At 64.0% G+C, this 16,118-nt stretch carries 15 protein-coding genes; 14 read left to right on the plus strand and 1 reads right to left on the minus strand.

Annotated elements, in window-relative coordinates; translation table 11 throughout:
* The 4 genes from C1H66_RS01975 to sixA form a co-directional block, all read left to right on the plus strand.
* Positions 1–387, plus strand: a 387-nt coding sequence (locus C1H66_RS01975) for a proton-translocating transhydrogenase family protein (protein WP_181423403.1), incomplete at its 5' end; no start/stop codon positions are given.
* A 16-nt stretch (positions 388–403) separates the two neighbouring features.
* Positions 404–1,846 carry an NAD(P)(+) transhydrogenase (Re/Si-specific) subunit beta gene (locus C1H66_RS01980; RefSeq protein ID WP_102626239.1) on the plus strand — a complete coding sequence of 481 codons (1,443 nt, stop codon included), beginning with the start codon at positions 404–406 and terminating at the stop codon, positions 1,844–1,846.
* A gap of 114 nt (positions 1,847–1,960) precedes the next feature.
* On the plus strand, positions 1,961–3,028 hold the full coding sequence (locus tag C1H66_RS01985) for an NAD(P)H-dependent glycerol-3-phosphate dehydrogenase (RefSeq protein ID WP_102626240.1): 1,068 nt from the start codon (positions 1,961–1,963) through the stop codon (positions 3,026–3,028).
* Positions 3,021–3,503, plus strand: a complete 483-nt coding sequence (sixA, locus tag C1H66_RS01990) for a phosphohistidine phosphatase SixA (protein ID WP_102626241.1) — start codon at positions 3,021–3,023, stop codon at positions 3,501–3,503. Before C1H66_RS01985 ends, sixA begins: the two co-directional genes overlap by 8 nt.
* Here sixA and C1H66_RS01995 read toward each other — a convergent pair.
* Positions 3,500–4,447 (minus strand): AEC family transporter, encoded by a 948-nt coding sequence (locus C1H66_RS01995; RefSeq protein WP_102626242.1) that lies wholly within the window; start codon positions 4,445–4,447, stop codon positions 3,500–3,502. The two genes, sixA and C1H66_RS01995, sit on opposite strands and share 4 nt — an antisense overlap.
* A 390-nt stretch (positions 4,448–4,837) precedes the next feature.
* On the opposite strand from C1H66_RS01995, the gene C1H66_RS02005 reads away from it, so the two are divergent.
* From C1H66_RS02005 to C1H66_RS02050, 10 genes are all read left to right on the plus strand, one after another.
* Positions 4,838–5,848, plus strand: a complete 1,011-nt coding sequence (locus C1H66_RS02005; RefSeq protein WP_240618184.1) for a type 2 periplasmic-binding domain-containing protein — start codon at positions 4,838–4,840, stop codon at positions 5,846–5,848.
* Positions 5,849–5,953: 105 nt separating this feature from the next.
* Complete coding sequence (locus C1H66_RS02010) at positions 5,954–6,397, plus strand: tripartite tricarboxylate transporter (protein WP_102626244.1); 444 nt, start codon at positions 5,954–5,956, stop codon at positions 6,395–6,397.
* Complete coding sequence (locus C1H66_RS02015) at positions 6,295–7,929, plus strand: tripartite tricarboxylate transporter permease (RefSeq protein WP_240618185.1); 1,635 nt, start codon at positions 6,295–6,297, stop codon at positions 7,927–7,929. The genes C1H66_RS02010 and C1H66_RS02015 overlap by 103 nt, the downstream gene beginning before the upstream one ends.
* A gap of 32 nt (positions 7,930–7,961) precedes the next feature.
* Positions 7,962–9,524, plus strand: coding sequence for a galactarate dehydratase (gene garD / locus C1H66_RS02020; RefSeq protein ID WP_102626246.1), 1,563 nt, complete (start codon positions 7,962–7,964; stop codon positions 9,522–9,524).
* A 53-nt stretch (positions 9,525–9,577) separates the two neighbouring features.
* Positions 9,578–10,906 carry an enolase C-terminal domain-like protein gene (locus C1H66_RS02025; RefSeq protein ID WP_102626247.1) on the plus strand — a complete coding sequence of 443 codons (1,329 nt, stop codon included), beginning with the start codon at positions 9,578–9,580 and terminating at the stop codon, positions 10,904–10,906.
* Positions 10,907–11,120: 214 nt separating this feature from the next.
* Positions 11,121–12,038 (plus strand): 5-dehydro-4-deoxyglucarate dehydratase, encoded by a 918-nt coding sequence (kdgD, locus tag C1H66_RS02030; protein ID WP_102626248.1) that lies wholly within the window; start codon positions 11,121–11,123, stop codon positions 12,036–12,038.
* A 32-nt stretch (positions 12,039–12,070) separates the two neighbouring features.
* Entirely contained in the window at positions 12,071–13,066 is a 996-nt protein-coding gene (locus tag C1H66_RS02035) for a TRAP transporter substrate-binding protein (protein WP_102626249.1), read from the plus strand.
* 60 nt (positions 13,067–13,126) lie between these two features.
* On the plus strand, positions 13,127–13,669 hold the full coding sequence (locus C1H66_RS02040) for a TRAP transporter small permease (protein ID WP_240618187.1): 543 nt from the start codon (positions 13,127–13,129) through the stop codon (positions 13,667–13,669).
* 2 nt (positions 13,670–13,671) lie between these two features.
* Entirely contained in the window at positions 13,672–14,952 is a 1,281-nt protein-coding gene (locus C1H66_RS02045) for a TRAP transporter large permease (protein WP_102626251.1), read from the plus strand.
* Positions 14,953–14,980: 28 nt separating this feature from the next.
* Complete coding sequence (locus tag C1H66_RS02050) at positions 14,981–16,117, plus strand: mandelate racemase/muconate lactonizing enzyme family protein (protein WP_102626252.1); 1,137 nt, start codon at positions 14,981–14,983, stop codon at positions 16,115–16,117.
* Position 16,118: the final 1 nt, after the last annotated feature.

The raw sequence follows: 16,118 nt of genomic DNA on the forward strand, positions 1-16,118 counted from the left end.
CCGGAGGAGAAGAAGGCCGCCGAGCACGCTGCCTTCCTGGCCCAGACCAAGCGGCAGGTGACCCTGCTGGGCGTGGGGGGAGCGCTGATGCTGGTGCTGGGCCAGGTGGCGCCGGCGTCCTTCCTGCAGCACTTCATCGTCTTCGCGCTGGCCTGCTTCGTCGGCTTCCAGGTGATCTGGGGCGTCAGTCACTCGTTGCACACACCGCTGATGGCGGTGACCAACGCGATCTCGGGCATCATCATCCTCGGCGCCATCCTGCAGATCGGCTCGGGTAGCTGGATCGTGGGGGTACTGGCGGCGATCTCGGTGCTGATCGCGACCATCAATATCGTGGGTGGCTTCCTGGTGACACGCCGGATGCTGGCCATGTTCCAGAAATCCTGAGCGGCGGAGACAAGATATGTTGGGGCAAGGATTCGTTTCTGCCGCGTCGATCGCGGCGAGTGTACTGTTCATCCTCTCGCTGGGGGGGTTGAGCAATCAGGAGAAGGCCAAGCGCGCGGTCTGGTACGGCATCGTCGGCATGGCCGTGGCGGTGTTCTTCACCGCCTTCGGGCCGGGGATCGGCGGCTACTGGTGGATGATCCCGATGATGATCATCGGTGCGGTGGCCGGCTGGCACGTGGCCAAGCGCGTCGCCATGACCGAGATGCCGCAGCTGGTCGCGGCGCTGCACTCCTTCGTCGGTCTGGCCGCGGTCTTCGTGGCCTGGAACGCCGACCTCGAGCGGCGGCGGGTGCTGGCCGCCCAGGCGCTGGAGGCCGGACAGCAGGAGTTTTCGGCCTTTGCCGCCCTGGTGGCCACCAAGGCTCCCGATGAACTGATGTTCCTCCAGCTCGAGGTGGTGTTCGCCATCTTCATCGGCGCGGTGACCTTCACTGGTTCGGTGATCGCCTTCGGCAAGCTGGCCGGCAAGGTCGACGGGAAGTCCCGCCAACTGCCCGGCGGGCACATGCTCAATGCCGGGGCGGCCGTGCTCTGTCTGGTGCTGGCCATCGCCTATGTCTCGGGGGCCGGTTTCTGGACCCTGCTGGTGCTGGCGGCACTGTCGTTCTTCATCGGCTGGCACCTGATCATGGGCATCGGCGGGGCCGACATGCCGGTGGTGGTGTCGATGCTCAACAGCTATTCGGGCTGGGCGGCGGCGGCCATCGGTTTCACCCTGTCCAACGACCTGCTGATCGTCACCGGTGCCCTGGTGGGCTCCTCGGGCGCGATTCTCTCCTACATCATGTGCAAGGCGATGAACCGCAACTTCGTCAGCGTCATCCTGGGGGGCTTCGGGGCCGTTCAGGGGGTCTCTGCCGAGATCGAGGGCGAGCAGGTGGCGATCGACGCCGGTGGCGTGGCCGCGGCGCTCAACGATGCCGACAGCGTGATCATCGTGCCGGGCTATGGCATGGCGGTGGCCCAGGCGCAGAATGCGGTGAGCGAGCTGGTCCGCAAGCTGCGTAGTGCCGGCAAGGAGGTGCGCTTCGGCATCCATCCGGTGGCCGGTCGCCTGCCCGGACACATGAACGTGCTGCTGGCCGAAGCCAGGGTGCCCTACGATATCGTGCTGGAGATGGACGAGATCAACGACGACTTTCCCGAGACCGACGTGGTGATCGTCATCGGCTCCAACGATATCGTCAATCCCGCCGCCGAAGAGGATCCTGGCAGCCCCATCGCCGGCATGCCGGTGTTGAAGGTGTGGGAGGCCAAGCAGGTGTTCGTCAGCAAGCGCGGTCAGGGCACCGGCTACTCCGGCATCGAGAATCCGCTGTTCTTCAAGGAGAACACCCGGATGTTCTATGGCGATGCCAGGGCGAGCGTCGACTCCCTGCTGCACCTGATCGACTGAGGCGTTCCGCCCGGGCCGCAGCGCCGGCCCGGGTACGGCTTCACCACGACACGCCCCTCGACGGGGCGTTTTTCGTTACAATTCATCCTCCAACCTCCACCTTCAGGGGCGACCATGTCAGACGAACCCATGCAAGTGGCGGTGCTCGGCGGCGGCAGCTTCGGCACCGCCCTGGCCAGCATCGCCGCCGACAACGGGGCCAGGGTGCGGCAGTGGCTGCGCGACCCGGCGCTGGCGGCTCAGATCAATCGTGAGCACTGCAACGGCCGTTACCTGCCCGATTACGCCATGAATCCCGGCGTAGTGGCCTCCACCGAGATGGCCGAGGTGCTCGAGGGTGCCCAACTGGTGCTGGTGGCGATTCCCTCCAAGGCCTTCCGCGAAGTGGTGCGCCAGGCGCGGCCCTGGCTGCATGCCGCCCAGATCCTGGTCAGCACCACCAAGGGGATCCAGGAGGAGGGGTTCAAGCTGATGAGCCAGATCCTCGAGGAGGAAACCGGCTTTCCGCACATCGGGGTGATCTCGGGGCCCAACCTGGCCTCGGAGATCGCCCAGAAGCAGCTCACCGCCACGGTGATCGCCAGCGATGACCCGGATACCCGCACCTGGGTGCAGACGGCGCTGGGTTGCGACTACTTCCGGGTCTACGCCAGCAACGACCGCTACGGCGTGGAGCTGGGCGGGGCGCTCAAGAACATCTATGCCATCGCTGCCGGCATGGCGGCGGCGCTGGGCATGGGCGAGAACACCCGCAGCATGCTGATGACCCGGGCGCTGGCCGAGATGAGCCGTTTCGCCGTGGATCAGGGCGCCAACCCGATGACCTTCCTCGGGCTCGCCGGGGTCGGCGACCTGATCGTCACCTGTTCGTCGAGCCTGTCGCGCAACTATCGGGTGGGCCAGGCCCTGGGCGAGGGCAGGACCCTGGACGAGGCCGTCGAGGCGCTGGGTCAGGTGGCGGAAGGGGTCAACACCGTGCGCCTGGTACGCGACAAGGCCCGCCAGGATGGCGTCTACATGCCGCTCGCCGAGGGGCTCTACCAGGTGCTGTTCGAGGGCGTGCCGGCCCGCGAGATGGCCCGCATGCTGATGCTCGGCGAGCAGAGCAGCGACGTCGAGTTCATCCTCTCCCGCGAGGACGTGCAACAGGCCCATCGGGACTCCGGGGGGCAGGATGGCTGAGCGACTGCTGATCATGCGCCACGGCGAGGCGGCACCGGGCCATCCGGATCCGGAGCGCGTCCTCACCGAGCGGGGGCGGTGCGAGGCCGCCCGCATGGGGGACTGGTTGGCCGGCCGCGGGGATCTTGCGGTCGCACGCCTGCGCCTGCTGGCGAGCCCCTATGCGCGGGCCCGGCAGACCGCGGAGCGGGTCGCCGCATCGCTGGGGTGCGAGGTCGAGATCCTGCCGATCCTCACCCCCGACGACTCTCCTGCGGCGGTGGTCGACTGGCTGCTCGAACACGAGGGTGACGGCCCGATGCTGCTGGTCGGTCATATGCCGTTGGTGGGCGCCCTCACGGGGCTGCTGGTGGAAGGGCGGGCCGATCGAGGGCGCGGCTTTCCCACCGCTGGCCTGGCCGAGCTCACGGCCGAGGTCTGGGCGGCGGGTTGCGCCAGGCTCGAGCGCTTCACCGCGCCGGCCGACCTCGCCTAGATCAACCCGGCGGCCTTCAGGCCGAAGGCCCCCAGGGTGATGGTCACGCTGGCCATCAGGGTGCTCAGGGCAATGATGTTGGCGGTGAGGGTCGCATTGCCGCCCATGGCCTTGGCCATCACGAAGGCGGCCGCCGCCGTGGGGCTGGCGAAGAACAGGAAGAGCACCCCGAGTTCGCGCCCCTCGAAGCCGACCAGCCAGGCCGCGCCAGTGGCCAGCGCCGGCAGGGCGACCATCTTCATCAGGCTGGTCTCGAAGGCCAGCCCTCCCGACACCTTCACCGAGCGCAGCGACAGGGTGGCGCCCACGCAGATCAGCGCCAGCGGCAGCGTGAGGGAGGCGAAGTAGCCGGCGGACGTCACCAGCCAGATCGGCAGCTCCACCTCCAGGGCGGCGACCGGCACGGCCGCCACCACCGCCAGGATCAGCGGGTTGCGCACGATATGCGTAAAGATGCTGCGCCAGTTCGCGCTGCGTCCCGGCTGATGGCTGGCCAGCGCCACCACCGAGAAGGCGTTGTAGGTGAGGATCACCACCCCCAGCAGCAATCCTCCTGTCGAGAGCCCCGCCTCGCCATACATGCCGGCCGCCAGCGCCAGGCCGACGATGCCGCAGTTGCCGCGGAAGGCGCCCTGGATGCAACTGCCCCGATCGGCGTAGGGCACTCTCAGGACGGCCCAGCCCCAGCTCGCCAGGAAGCTGCACAGGGTGGCCAGGGCGAAGAAGGCCAGCAGGGCCGGGTTGAGGGTGGCATCCAGATCGGCGCGGATGATGCTGAGGAAGATCAGCACCGGCATGGTGCCCCGGAACACCAGTTGCGAGGCGGTCGTCACGAAGGCGTAATCGATCCAGGCCAGGCGCCTGAGCAGGTAGCCGATGAACACCATGACGAAGACCGGCAGGGTGACATTCAGGCTGGCGAGCAGCAGGGCGCCGAGGCTCATGGGGGGCTCCATGTCGAGGTGAGCAGGCGCCATGATACCCCTTAGCCGGCGAAGCGTCTCCGCACTGGCGGCCTGTCGTGCAACTTTGGTCGTAATTGATGATTCGCCCCTTGCCCGGGGTCTCGGAGATGACTAGGTTGTTAGTTGTATGATGTATGACAAATAAAGGCTGTCGAGATTCCATGTGATGGCCGGGGCGATTCGACGCCGAGGTCATCTGCCGCCCGGCGGGCAACGTACGTGCGCCCCTGACCATGCCCACTTCCGAGGAGCGCCAGCAACTCGAAAAGTTGGTAGGTATCGCCAGGCAACGATAAACCCACAATGACGCTGATGAGGTGATGTATGACGATATCCAAGAAGACATTCATAGGTCTGGGGTCGGTGGCCATGATGGCATCGCTGACCTTCGGCGCTGGCATTGCCCAGGCGCAGGATGGTCAGCTGCGTGGCAACATCCGGGTCGTCATCGGCTCCACGTCCACCGGCGGTGACACTTACCAGAACTCCAGCATCGTGGTGGACAAGCTGGCCGAGCACCTCGACCTCAACATGAAGGTCGATGCCGTCGGTGCGAGTTCCGCCTTCCGTACCCTGGATCGAGACTCCCGCGGCAACACCCTGATGATCTTCCATGACCAGTCCTATCTGGGCCACCTGTATGGTGTTCAGGGCTATAGCGACATCTTCGAGGAGTATACCGTCGGGCCGACAGTGGCCATCAATCCTGGCAATGCCTATCTGGTGCCCAAGAACTCGCCGTACGAGACCCTCGACGACATCATCGCGGCGGCAGGCAACGGTGAGACCGTGCGGGTGGCGATCCAGCCGGGCGGCGTCTCCGAGATCGGCTTCAGTGCCCTGAAGAACGCCATTGCCATCGAGCACCCGGGCATGGAAGACAATCTGGTTGCCGTCAATACCGGATCCCAGGCGGACAAGAACCAGCAGCTCTTCGATGGCCAGGCCGACGTGATCAATGGCACCGTGCAGGCCAACGAGCAGTTCACCCGGCTACCCGAGGACGACCAGAAGGCCATGCGCTTCGTCTGGTTGACCGCGCGCCAGGATACCATCGAGCAGGCTCCGGAAGAGGGCCTGGGCCAGACCAGCCGCGAGCAGCTGTTGGAGTACGTCGAGCCCAATGTGCACGTCACCATGGGGGACGACGAGACCTTTACCTTCGATAAGGAGTTCTTCTTCCTCTACAACAAGGATATGGACCCCGGCATTGTCGCGCAGATCGACGAGGCACTGGCGGAGATCTATGCCGAGGGCGAGATCCAGGAGGTCCAGAAGAACGCCTTCTTCATTCCCAACTTCAAGCCGTCCGGGGAAGCCTCGGAATACCTCTACGAAAAGATGTCTCGCTATGAAGAGATCATCGAAAGCATCAAATAGGCAATTCGGACACCGGTGGCTCAATGCCGCCGGTGTATTCGCCGGTAATGATCCGCTGCTTGGGAAACGATGGGCAAGGCATCCTTTTCTTATTTCGGAGTCGCCATGGAATCAAGTCTGTCTAATCTGTTAAGTATTTCGATTGATTTCGGGACCTCCCACCTATTCTTCCCGACGATCATCCACTGGATCATGGCGGTGCTATTCGCCATCATCCTGGCGACGAAATTGGTCCCTTTCATGGCTGCCGTCAAACGGGGGGAGCGTGCCTTACCCATCGTGGGCGAGCCCATGGATGGCCTGCGTTTCTTCGGTACCCTCGCCCTGCTCGTGGTGTATTTCTACCTGATGGCCGTGGTGGGAGATATGTTCCCGTATACGGGCTATGGCTTTCTGTTCGTCTCGATACCCTTTGTCTTTCTGATGTCGATGATGTACCTGCATGAGTGGACGAAGAAGGCCGTGGTCATCGTGTTGATCAATGCCATTACTGCACCCAGCCTGGCCTGGTTCATCCTGGCCAAGCTGTTCAATATCACCTTGCCGTGACCGAAGTGAGTGCCACCATGGAATTCCTGTCACTTCTCGATATCACCTTCTTTCTTCTCGCCGGTTTTGGCGCCCTGATCGGCATCATCTTCGGCGCGATTCCGGGCATGACCGCCACCATGGCAGTGGCGGTCTGCCTGCCATTGACCTACGCCCTTGGGCTCAACCATGGTCTGGCTCTACTGCTGGGCCTCTATGTGGGCGGTATCTCGGGCGGTATGGTACCGGCAGTCCTGCTCAACATCCCCGGCACGCCATCCTCCATCACCACCACCTTCGATGGCTATCCCATGGCGCAGAAGGGAGAGGGGGAGAAGGCCCTGCGGGTCTGCGTCATCGCTTCGCTGGTCGGGGGCTTGATCAGTGCCGCCGTGCTCTTCCTGTTTGCTCCCCTGTTGGCGGACTTCTCGATCAAGTTCTCCTACGTGGAGAAGTTCCTGATCATTCTGCTGGCCTTGACCGTGATCGCCTCTCTGTCCAGCAACATGCTGATCGGCATCTTCAGTGGAGTGATAGGCATCTGGCTGAGCCTGATTGGCGACTACAGTATCTCCGATGGCGGCAACGGCAAGACGCGATTGATGTTCGACTTCATGGAGCCCTTCCTGTTCGAAGGCTTCTCGCTGCTCCCGGTTTTGATCGGCATTTTCGGTATCTCGACCATCCTGCTCGAGGCGGAAAAGGGCGTGAAGAGCGGTTTGACGAACGAGCGCGTCAGGATCGGCAAAGGTGTGAGTGCGAACTTTTCTCTGTCGATTTTCAAGGGCCGTCTGACCAACCTGGTGCGATCTTCCTTTATCGGTACCTTCGTTGGCATGCTGCCCGGTGTTGGAGGCAGTGCCGCCTCCGTACTGGCCTATACCCAGGAGAAGAACCTGGCGAAGGACTCCTCGCAGATGGGCAAGGGTGCCCCCCAGGGCCTCATCGCCTCTGAGTCGGCCAACAATGCCCTGACCGGCGGTGCCCTGATTCCACTGCTCTCCCTGGGAATCCCGGGCGACTCCACCACCGCCGTGCTGATCGGTGCCTTCACTCTCCAGGGTATTCAGGTTGGACCGCTGTTCATTCCCGAGAACACCGAGACCTGGTACGTCATGATGACGGCGCTGGTGTTTGCCAACTTCGTGATGTTCTTCCTGATGTTCTATGCCATCAAGTACATCGCCAAGGTGGTGCTGGTGCCTAAGCATATCCTCTTCCCGATCATCGTGATGATGTGCGTGGTGGGTGCCTACGCCATCAACTACGGCATCATGTTCGATGTCTGGACGCTGCTGATCTTTGGCATCCTGGGCTACCTGATCCAGAAGGTGGGCCTGGAGGTCGCACCCCTGATCATCGGCTTCATCCTGGGAAGCCAGGCAGAAATCTACTTCGTCAAGAGCCTCGAGTCGGCTGGAACCCTGTCGATTTTCTTTACCAAGAGCCCCATCGCGGGGGTGCTGTGGTTGCTGATCCTGGCCTCGGTGATGTTCTCACTCATGATGAGCCTCAAGAGTCGCGCCAAGCGTCGCCAGGAACTGCTCGGCTGAGCATCGCTGCAGGCATAACGAAGAGGAAGCCAATGAGCCCTTTCGAAGGCAAGATCATCCAGGTCCATCCCGACGACAACGTTGCTATCGTGGTCGGTGCGGCGGGCCTCGCCGAGGGCCAGGCACTGGGCGATGGCCTGGTCGCGACTGGCCGGATACCCCAGGGGCACAAGCTGGCCCTCACGGCTATCGCCGTCGATGACCCCATCATCCGCTACGGCGAGGTCATCGGCACTGCCGTGGCTGCCATTGCCCGGGGCGAGCACGTCGACGAAGCCAAGGTGCGGCTGCCCCAGGCGCCGACCCTGGGCGACCTACCGCTTGCCACTCGGCCGGCCCCGGTTCTCGAACCGCTCGAGGGCTATACCTTCGAGGGGTTCCGCAATCCGGATGGCAGCGTGGGCACCAGGAACGTGTTGGGCATCACTACCAGCGTGCAGTGCGTAGCCGGTACGGTGGATTACGTGGTGGGGCGTATCAAGCGTGAGCTGCTGCCTCGTTATCCCAACGTCGACGACGTGGTGGGGCTCAACCACAGCTATGGTTGCGGGGTCGCCATCAATGCGCCTGCCGCCATCGTGCCGATTCGTACGCTCAAGAACATCGCCTTGAACCCCAACTTCGGCAATGAGGTGATGGTCATCGGCCTGGGCTGCGAGAAGCTGCAACCCTCTACCCTGCTCGACGACCGCCCCGTCAGGATCTACGAGAACACCGAGGCGGCGGACCCCGAGGCCAATGTGCTGAGCCTGCAGGACGCTTCCTTCCAGGGCTTCGGCGAGATGGTCGAGGGCATCATGGCCATGGCCGAACGCCACCTCGAGCGCCTGAATCGCCGACGCCGCGAGACCTGCCCGGCGTCCGAGCTGAGGGTGGGCATGCAGTGTGGCGGCAGTGACGCCTTCTCTGGGGTCACCGCTAACCCTGCCGTGGGCTTTGCCACCGATCTGATCGTACGCGCCGGTGGCAGCGTGATGTTCTCCGAGGTCACCGAGGTGCGCGATGCCATCCACCTGCTGACGCCTCGTGCCATCGATGAGGAAGTGGGGAGGGCGCTCATCGAACAGATGGCGTGGTACGACGACTATCTCTCTCAGGGGCAGGCCGATCGCAGCGCGAACCCTTCCCCCGGCAACAAGAAAGGGGGCCTCTCCAACGTCGTCGAGAAGGCGCTGGGATCGGTCGTCAAGTCCGGCAGCTCACCCATCGTGGACGTCATCGGCCCCGGTGAACGACTGCGCCGCAAGGGACTGACCTTCGCCGCCACGCCGGCGAGTGATTTCATCTGCGGCACCCTGCAACTGGCGGCCGGCATGAATCTGCAGGTGTTCACCACCGGCCGTGGCACCCCCTATGGCCTGTCGATGGTGCCGGTGCTCAAGGTCTCCACCAATTCGCAGCTGGGGCGGCGCTGGCACGACATCATCGACCTGGATGCGGGGCGCATCGCCACCGGTGACGCCAGCATCGAGGAGGTGGGCTGGGAGCTGTTCCAGCTGATCCTCGACGTGGCGAGCGGGCGTCAGCAGGCTGCGGCCGACCGGCTCGGCATTCACAACGATCTGGTGCTGTTCAATCCGGCACCCGTGACCTGAGGCCAACCATGACCTCTCCCGATTGGCCCGATTATCCAAGAGGCAAGAGACAGATGTTTCCGAAGATCAAGAGCATGCGTGTGGTTCCCGTGGCCGGCTACGATGGCTTCCTGCTCAACCTCAGCGGTGGCCACGCGCCCTGGTTCGTTCGCTGCGTGGTCATTCTGGAAGACGATGCCGGCAATCAGGGGGTTGGGGAGATTCCCTCCAGTGGCGGTATCCTCAAGGGGCTGGAGCAGTGTCGCGCGCTGGTGGAAGGCTCGCGGATCAACGATATCAAGCAAACGCTGAATCAAGTCCGTCTGTTGCTGGCACAGAACGGCCGCGAGGAGCGTGGCCGCCAGACCTTCGACCTGCGTGTGGCGGTGCACGTCATCACCGGCATCGAATCGGCGCTGTACGACCTCTATGGCCAGGCCCTGCAGATGCCGGTGGCCGACCTGCTCGGCCAGTACGGTCGCCAGCGTGACGAGGTCGAGGCCCTGGGTTACCTGTTCCTGCTCGGTGATCCGGCCAAGACCGATCTGCCCTATCACCAGGCGGACGATCCGCAGGACGCCTGGGACGAGGTGCGCTACCGGGAGGCGCTGACCCCTGAGGCCGTGGCCAACCTGGCCAAGGCGGCCTATGAACGCTATGGCTTCAGGGACTTCAAGCTCAAGGGCGGCGTGCTGCGTGGCGAAGAGGAAGCGGACTGCATCCGGGCGCTGCACGATGCCTTCCCGCAGGCGCGCCTGACGCTCGACCCCAACGGCGCCTGGAAACTCGACGAGGCGGTGCGAGTACTGGAGCCGATCAAGCACTTGCTCAGCTATGCCGAAGATCCCTGCGGCCAGGAGGAGAGCTACTCGGGCCGCGAAACCATGGCCGAGTTCAAGAAGCGCACCGGCCTGCCCACCGCGACCAACATGATCGCCACGGACTTCAAGCAGCTGCAGTACGCCGTGCAGCTCAATGCCGTGGACATTCCGCTGGCGGACTGCCACTTCTGGACCATGCAGGGTGCGGTGATGGTGGGCGAGCTGTGCAACGAGTGGGGCATGACCTGGGGCTCCCACAGCAACAACCACTTCGATATCTCGCTGGCGATGATGACCCACGTGGCCGCGGCCTGCCCGGGCGAGATCACCGCCATCGACACCCACTGGATCTGGCAGGACGGCCAGCGCATCACCAAGAACCCGTTCCCGATTCGCGACGGCAAGCTCAAGGTACCTACGACACCGGGCCTGGGCGTCGCGCTGGACGAGGAGAAGCTGATGGAGGCCCATCGCCTCTATAAAAGCCTCGACGTGACCCAGCGCAATGACGCCATGGCCATGCAGTACCTCATTCCCGGCTGGGAATTCGATCCCAAGCGGCCGGCGCTGGTGCGTTCGTGATGCACTCGTCGCAGGGCCGGCGGGGGGCCCGTCCCTGGCCGAGCTGTCCCTCGAGCGAGGCTGAAGGGAACCGTCCGACTTTGGTCTGAAGTGCGGCATTCCTGCTTGCTCGCCAGTCAGTGGGTGACTAGTTTGTGTGTTGTATGATGTATGACTTTAAGGTCGTCCTGGCACTGCCAGAAGGACCGTCCCGACAAGGCATGAGGATGAGAGAGTGAAGTTTTCCAGAGAAGCCGTGGTTAACGCCCTGAGTGATGGCCTGCTGTCATTCCCCATCACCGATTTCGACACCGAGGGGCGTTTCGACGCCGAGAGCTATCGCCGGCGGCTGGAGTGGTTCATCGGCCATGAGATCTCCGCCGTCTTCGTGGCCGGCGGGACCGGCGAGTTCTTCAGCCTGACCCTCGACGAGTACCGAGAGATCGTGCGCATCGCCGTGGAGACGGTGGACGGCAGACTACCGGTGATCGCCAGCGCCGGATTGAGCGTAGAGGATGGCAAGGCCTTCGCTCGTGCCGCGGAGGAGGCGGGTGCCGATGGCATCCTGCTGATGCCGCCCTACCTGACCGAGTGCCCCCAGGACGGCCTGGTCGAGTATGCCCGGCAGATCTGTGATTCGACCGCGCTCGGCGTTATCTACTACAACCGCGCCAACGGAATCCTCGATGCCGGGTCGGTCCAGGAGCTGGCGGACCAGTGCCCGAACCTGATCGGGCTGAAGGATGGCAAGGGCGACATCCAGGCGCTGAACAAGATCGTCAAGACGGTCGGCGATCGCCTGGTCTATGTCGGTGGCGTGCCCACCGCGGAGATCTTCGCCGAGGCCTATCTCTCCATCGGGGTCAACACTTACTCCTCGGCGGTGTTCAACTTCGTTCCCGACATGGCCGTCAAGTTCTACCAGGAACTGCGCAAGGGCAACCGCGAGGTCGTCAAGCAGATCACCCACGACTTCTTCATTCCCTTCGTGGATCTCAGGGACCGGAAGGCGGGCTATGCCGTCAGCCTGATCAAGGCGGGGGCCGAGATCATCGGCCGTCCGGCGGGCAGCGTTCGCGCGCCCCTGACCATGCCCACTTCCGAGGAGCGCCAGCGGCTCGAGACGCTGGTGGGTATCGCCAAGCAACAATGAGTCAGCCTCACCAACCCGAAAAGGAAACTATCATGAAAACAACAATGTTCCTGAAGAAGACGGCCTGTACCGTGACCGTATCCGCTGCGCTGGTCGTCATGTCGCTGCCCGCCCAGGCGAACAACTGGCGGGGCTGGAACATCCATCCTCCCGGCTATCCCAATACCGTGGCGCTGGAGGCCTTTGCCGAGGGGGTCGCCGACAGGACCGAAGGGCGTGTGAAGCCGCAGGTCTATAACAATGCCGTGCTGGGGGATCAGCCCGATGCCATCGAGCAGACGCGAAACGGGGCCCTCGATTTCGCCAACTTCAACATGGGCCCCATGGGCCCGATCGTCAACGAGACCAATGTGCTCTCCCTGCCGTTCATCTTCAGCAGTATCGAGCACATGCATGACGTCATGGACGGCGAGATCGGTCAGCGGTTTGCCGATGCGCTGGCCGAGAAGGATCTGATTGCCCTCTCCTGGTTCGACTCCGGCGCTCGCAGCCTCTACAACACCAAGCGCCCCATTCAAACGCCTGCAGACGTTCAGGGGTTGAAGGTCCGGGTCATGAACAACGACCTCTACGTCGACATGATCGAGGCCCTGGGCGGCAATGCCACGCCGATGGCCTACGGGGAGGTCTATCAGTCGCTCCGCACGGGGGTCCTCGATGGGGCCGAGAACAACTATCCCTCCTTCGAGTCCAGCAATCATTACGAGGCCGCCGAGTACTACTCCCTGACCGAGCATCTCATCATTCCGGAGTGTCTCTGCATCGCCAGGGCCAGCTGGGAAGCGCTATCTCCCGAGGATCAGGAGATCGTGCGCGAAGAGGCGATCCGGGCATCACAGATGCAGCGCGACCTCTGGGTGGAAGGCTCCCGGAAGAGCCGTGAGATCGTGCTGGAAGCCGGCGTGGAGATCAATGAGGTCGAGGACAAGGCCGCCTTCCAGGAGTTGATGGCCCCGGTTTATGCCGGGTTCGTCGAACGCAATCCCGACCTGGAAGAGCTCGTCGACGCTATCCGTAACTCGAACTGACCGCCGAGGTCGGACACCCTCCGGTGACTCGGGTCACCGGAGGGCAAGGAGGAGTGCGCCGTGAGAGCTCAACTGGATTCATCCGAGGCTACCGTGATCTCGCCCCGACTGCACAGGATGCTGAGTCGATTGCTGGATGGCATCGCCAGTCTCTGTCTGCTGGTCGCCGGAGTCCTGCTCGTCTTCCTGATCGCCAGTTTCGGGTGGCTGGTATTCGGTCGCTATGTATTGAACGACACCCCCACCTGGGTCGAGCAGTCCTCGCTGTTGATCGTGGTCTACATCACCTGCCTGGGGGCGGCGGCCGGCGTGAGGGGGAATGCCCATCTCAGCATCGACTTCATCCGCGAGAGTCTGCCCGGGCCCTTGAAGACGACGGCGCGCTACGTGGCCGATCTCTTCGTGCTCATCTTCGGTGGCTTCATGGCCCATGAGGGCTGGGGGCTGGTGATGTCGAACCTGCAGCGCGCCATTCCCATGATCGGATTGACGGAAAGCTGGCGCGCCGTACCGCTCGTGATCTGTGGTGTCCTGATCGCCCTGTTCGCCTTCGCCAACATCCTGGCGAGGATCCTGGATCTCCATCATCAAGAGGACGCCTGAGCATGGGCCTCGTCATTCTATTCGGGCTATTCTTCCTCGGCCTGCTGGCCGGGGCGCCGGTGGCCTTCGCCGTCGGCCTGGCCGCGGTAGTCACCTTTCTCTACGAGGGCCTGCCGCTGTTCGTCGCCTTTCAGCGCATGCTGTCCGGGATCTCGGTGTTCTCCCTGCTGGCGATTCCCTTCTTCATCTTCGCCGGCGAACTGATGCTGCATGGCGGGATCTCCACCCGTCTGGTGCGCTTGGCCTCGGCGGCGGTGGGCAGGCTGCGAGGTGGCCTGGGCATCGTCAATGTCACCTCCTCGATGCTCTTCGGTGGCATCTCTGGCTCGGCGGTCGCCGATACCTCGGCGCTCGGCTCGATTCTCGTGCCGGTCATGAAGGAGAAGGGCTACGATGCCGACTATGCGGTGAATGTCACCGTGACCTCCTCCGTGGCCGGCGTGGTCATCCCGCCCAGCCACAACATGATCCTCTATGCGGTCGCCGCCGGAGGCGGGATCTCGGTCACCCAGCTGTTCATGGCGGGGATCGTGCCGGGCATCCTGATGTGCCTGACGCTGGCCGTGGCGGCCTACGTGGTGGCCGTGCGCCGCGGCTATCAGGGCGAGCCCTTCCCGGGCTGGGGCGTGCTGGTGATCAGCCTGGCCGCCGCGCTGCCCGGCCTGTTCACGGCGGTGATCATCGTCGGCGGCGTGCTGTCCGGGATCCTCACCGTCACCGAGTCCGGGGCCTTCGGGGCCATCTATGCCATCGTCGTCACGGCCCTGGTCTATCGTGAGCTGCGCTGGGCGTCCTTCAAGGCGGCCGTGCTCCAGTCGGTGAAGACGACGGCGATGGTGATGATCCTGGTGGGCTGCGCCTCGGCCTTCTCGTATCTGCTGGCGCTCTACAACGTGCCGGCGATGCTCACGGAGATGCTCCTGGCGCTGTCCGACAACCCCATCGTCATCTTCCTGCTGCTCAACCTGCTGCTGCTGGGGCTCGGCATGATCATGGACATGGCCGCGCTCATCCTGATCTGCACGCCCATCTTCCTGCCGGTGGCGATGCAGTTCGGCATGGATCCGGTCCACTTCGGCATCATCATGATGATGAACCTGGGGCTGGGACTCTGTACGCCGCCCGTGGGCGCCTGCCTGTTCGTCGGCTGCGTGGTGGGGAAGATCAAGATCGAACAGGCGGTACGCACCATCTGGCCCTTCTATCTTGCCCTCTTCGTGGCGCTGATGCTGGTGACCTATGTGCCCGCCGTGTCGATGACGCTACCCAACCTCTTCCGATAATGACGGCTGCCAACAGGACCGAAATGCGATGAAGATTGCTGAGGTACACACCCATATCCTCGACCACCCCCTGGATACCGCCTTCGAGAGTGCCTCGATGCACTTCTCCCGGCGCCAGCACTGCCTGGTGGAGATCGTCTGCGACGACGGCACCACCGGCTGGGGCGAATGCCTGGGCCCCGCCAGGCCCAATGCCGCCGTCGTCGAGGCCTATGCGGCGGCGCTGGTGGGGCAGGATCCCCTGGAGACCGAGAAGCTCTGGCTGGCGCTCTACAACCGCCTGCGGGACCAGGGGCAGCGAGGCCTGACCGTGACCGCCCTGAGTGGCATCGACATCGCCCTGTGGGACATCAAGGGCAAGCATTTCGGGGTGCCGGTCTCGACCCTGCTGGGGGGGCGCTTCCGGGAGAGCGTGCGGGCCTACGCCACCGGTTCCTTCCGCCGGGAAGGCGTCGACCGGGTCGAGGACATCGCCCGGGAAGTGGCGAGGTATCGCCGCGAGGGCTTCCATGCCGTCAAGATCAAGATCGGCTTCGATGTCGCGGAGGACCTGCGCGTCATCGAGGCGGTGCGCGAGTCGATCGGCCCCGACCTGCGCCTGATGATCGATGCCAACCACGGCTACGACACTCTGGAGGCGGTGGAGGTGGGCCGGCGTGCGGCGCAATTCGGCGTCGACTGGTTCGAGGAGCCGGTGCTGCCCGAGAATGTCTCGGCCTATCGCGCGGTGCGCGCCGACCAGCCCATCCCGGTGGCCGGCGGGGAGACATGGCACGGGCGTTATGCCATGCAGGAGCCGCTGGCGACCCGGGCGGTGGACATCCTGCAGCCGGACATCTGTGGCGTCGGTGGCTTCACCGAGATCCGCCGGGTGGCCGACATGGCGGCCCTGCACGGCGTGCGCCTGGTGCCGCATGTGTGGGGCACGGCCGTCTGCATCGCCGCCAGCCTGCAGTTCATGGCGGCGCTGCCGCCCAATCCGCCGCGTCGAGATCCCATCGAACCGATCCTCGAGTTCGACCGCACCGAGAACCCCTTCCGCCAGGCGGTGGTGCGCACGCCGATCGAGCATGTCGGTGGCGTCGTGGCGATTCCCGACGGGCCGGGGCTCGGCATCGAGATCGACCGAGAGGCCCTGCAACGCTATGCGCTCGAGGAGGCATGAC

It is taken from the genome of Halomonas heilongjiangensis, assembly GCF_002879645.1.
GTDB classification, from domain to species: domain Bacteria; phylum Pseudomonadota; class Gammaproteobacteria; order Pseudomonadales; family Halomonadaceae; genus Halomonas; species Halomonas heilongjiangensis.

Coding starts and splice junctions, on each gene's coding strand:
- garD (WP_102626246.1), top strand. CDS start 7,962: ATGAGCCCTTTCGAAGGCAAGATCATCCAGGTCCATCCCGACGACAAC.
- sixA (WP_102626241.1), top strand. CDS start 3,021: ATGGCTGAGCGACTGCTGATCATGCGCCACGGCGAGGCGGCACCGGGC.
- C1H66_RS02025 (WP_102626247.1), top strand. CDS start 9,578: ATGTTTCCGAAGATCAAGAGCATGCGTGTGGTTCCCGTGGCCGGCTAC.
- C1H66_RS02035 (WP_102626249.1), top strand. CDS start 12,071: ATGAAAACAACAATGTTCCTGAAGAAGACGGCCTGTACCGTGACCGTA.
- C1H66_RS01985 (WP_102626240.1), top strand. CDS start 1,961: ATGTCAGACGAACCCATGCAAGTGGCGGTGCTCGGCGGCGGCAGCTTC.
- C1H66_RS01995 (WP_102626242.1), bottom strand. CDS start 4,447: ATGAGCCTCGGCGCCCTGCTGCTCGCCAGCCTGAATGTCACCCTGCCG.
- C1H66_RS02005 (WP_240618184.1), top strand. CDS start 4,838: ATGATGGCATCGCTGACCTTCGGCGCTGGCATTGCCCAGGCGCAGGAT.
- C1H66_RS02010 (WP_102626244.1), top strand. CDS start 5,954: ATGGAATCAAGTCTGTCTAATCTGTTAAGTATTTCGATTGATTTCGGG.
- C1H66_RS02045 (WP_102626251.1), top strand. CDS start 13,672: ATGGGCCTCGTCATTCTATTCGGGCTATTCTTCCTCGGCCTGCTGGCC.
- C1H66_RS01980 (WP_102626239.1), top strand. CDS start 404: ATGTTGGGGCAAGGATTCGTTTCTGCCGCGTCGATCGCGGCGAGTGTA.
- C1H66_RS02050 (WP_102626252.1), top strand. CDS start 14,981: ATGAAGATTGCTGAGGTACACACCCATATCCTCGACCACCCCCTGGAT.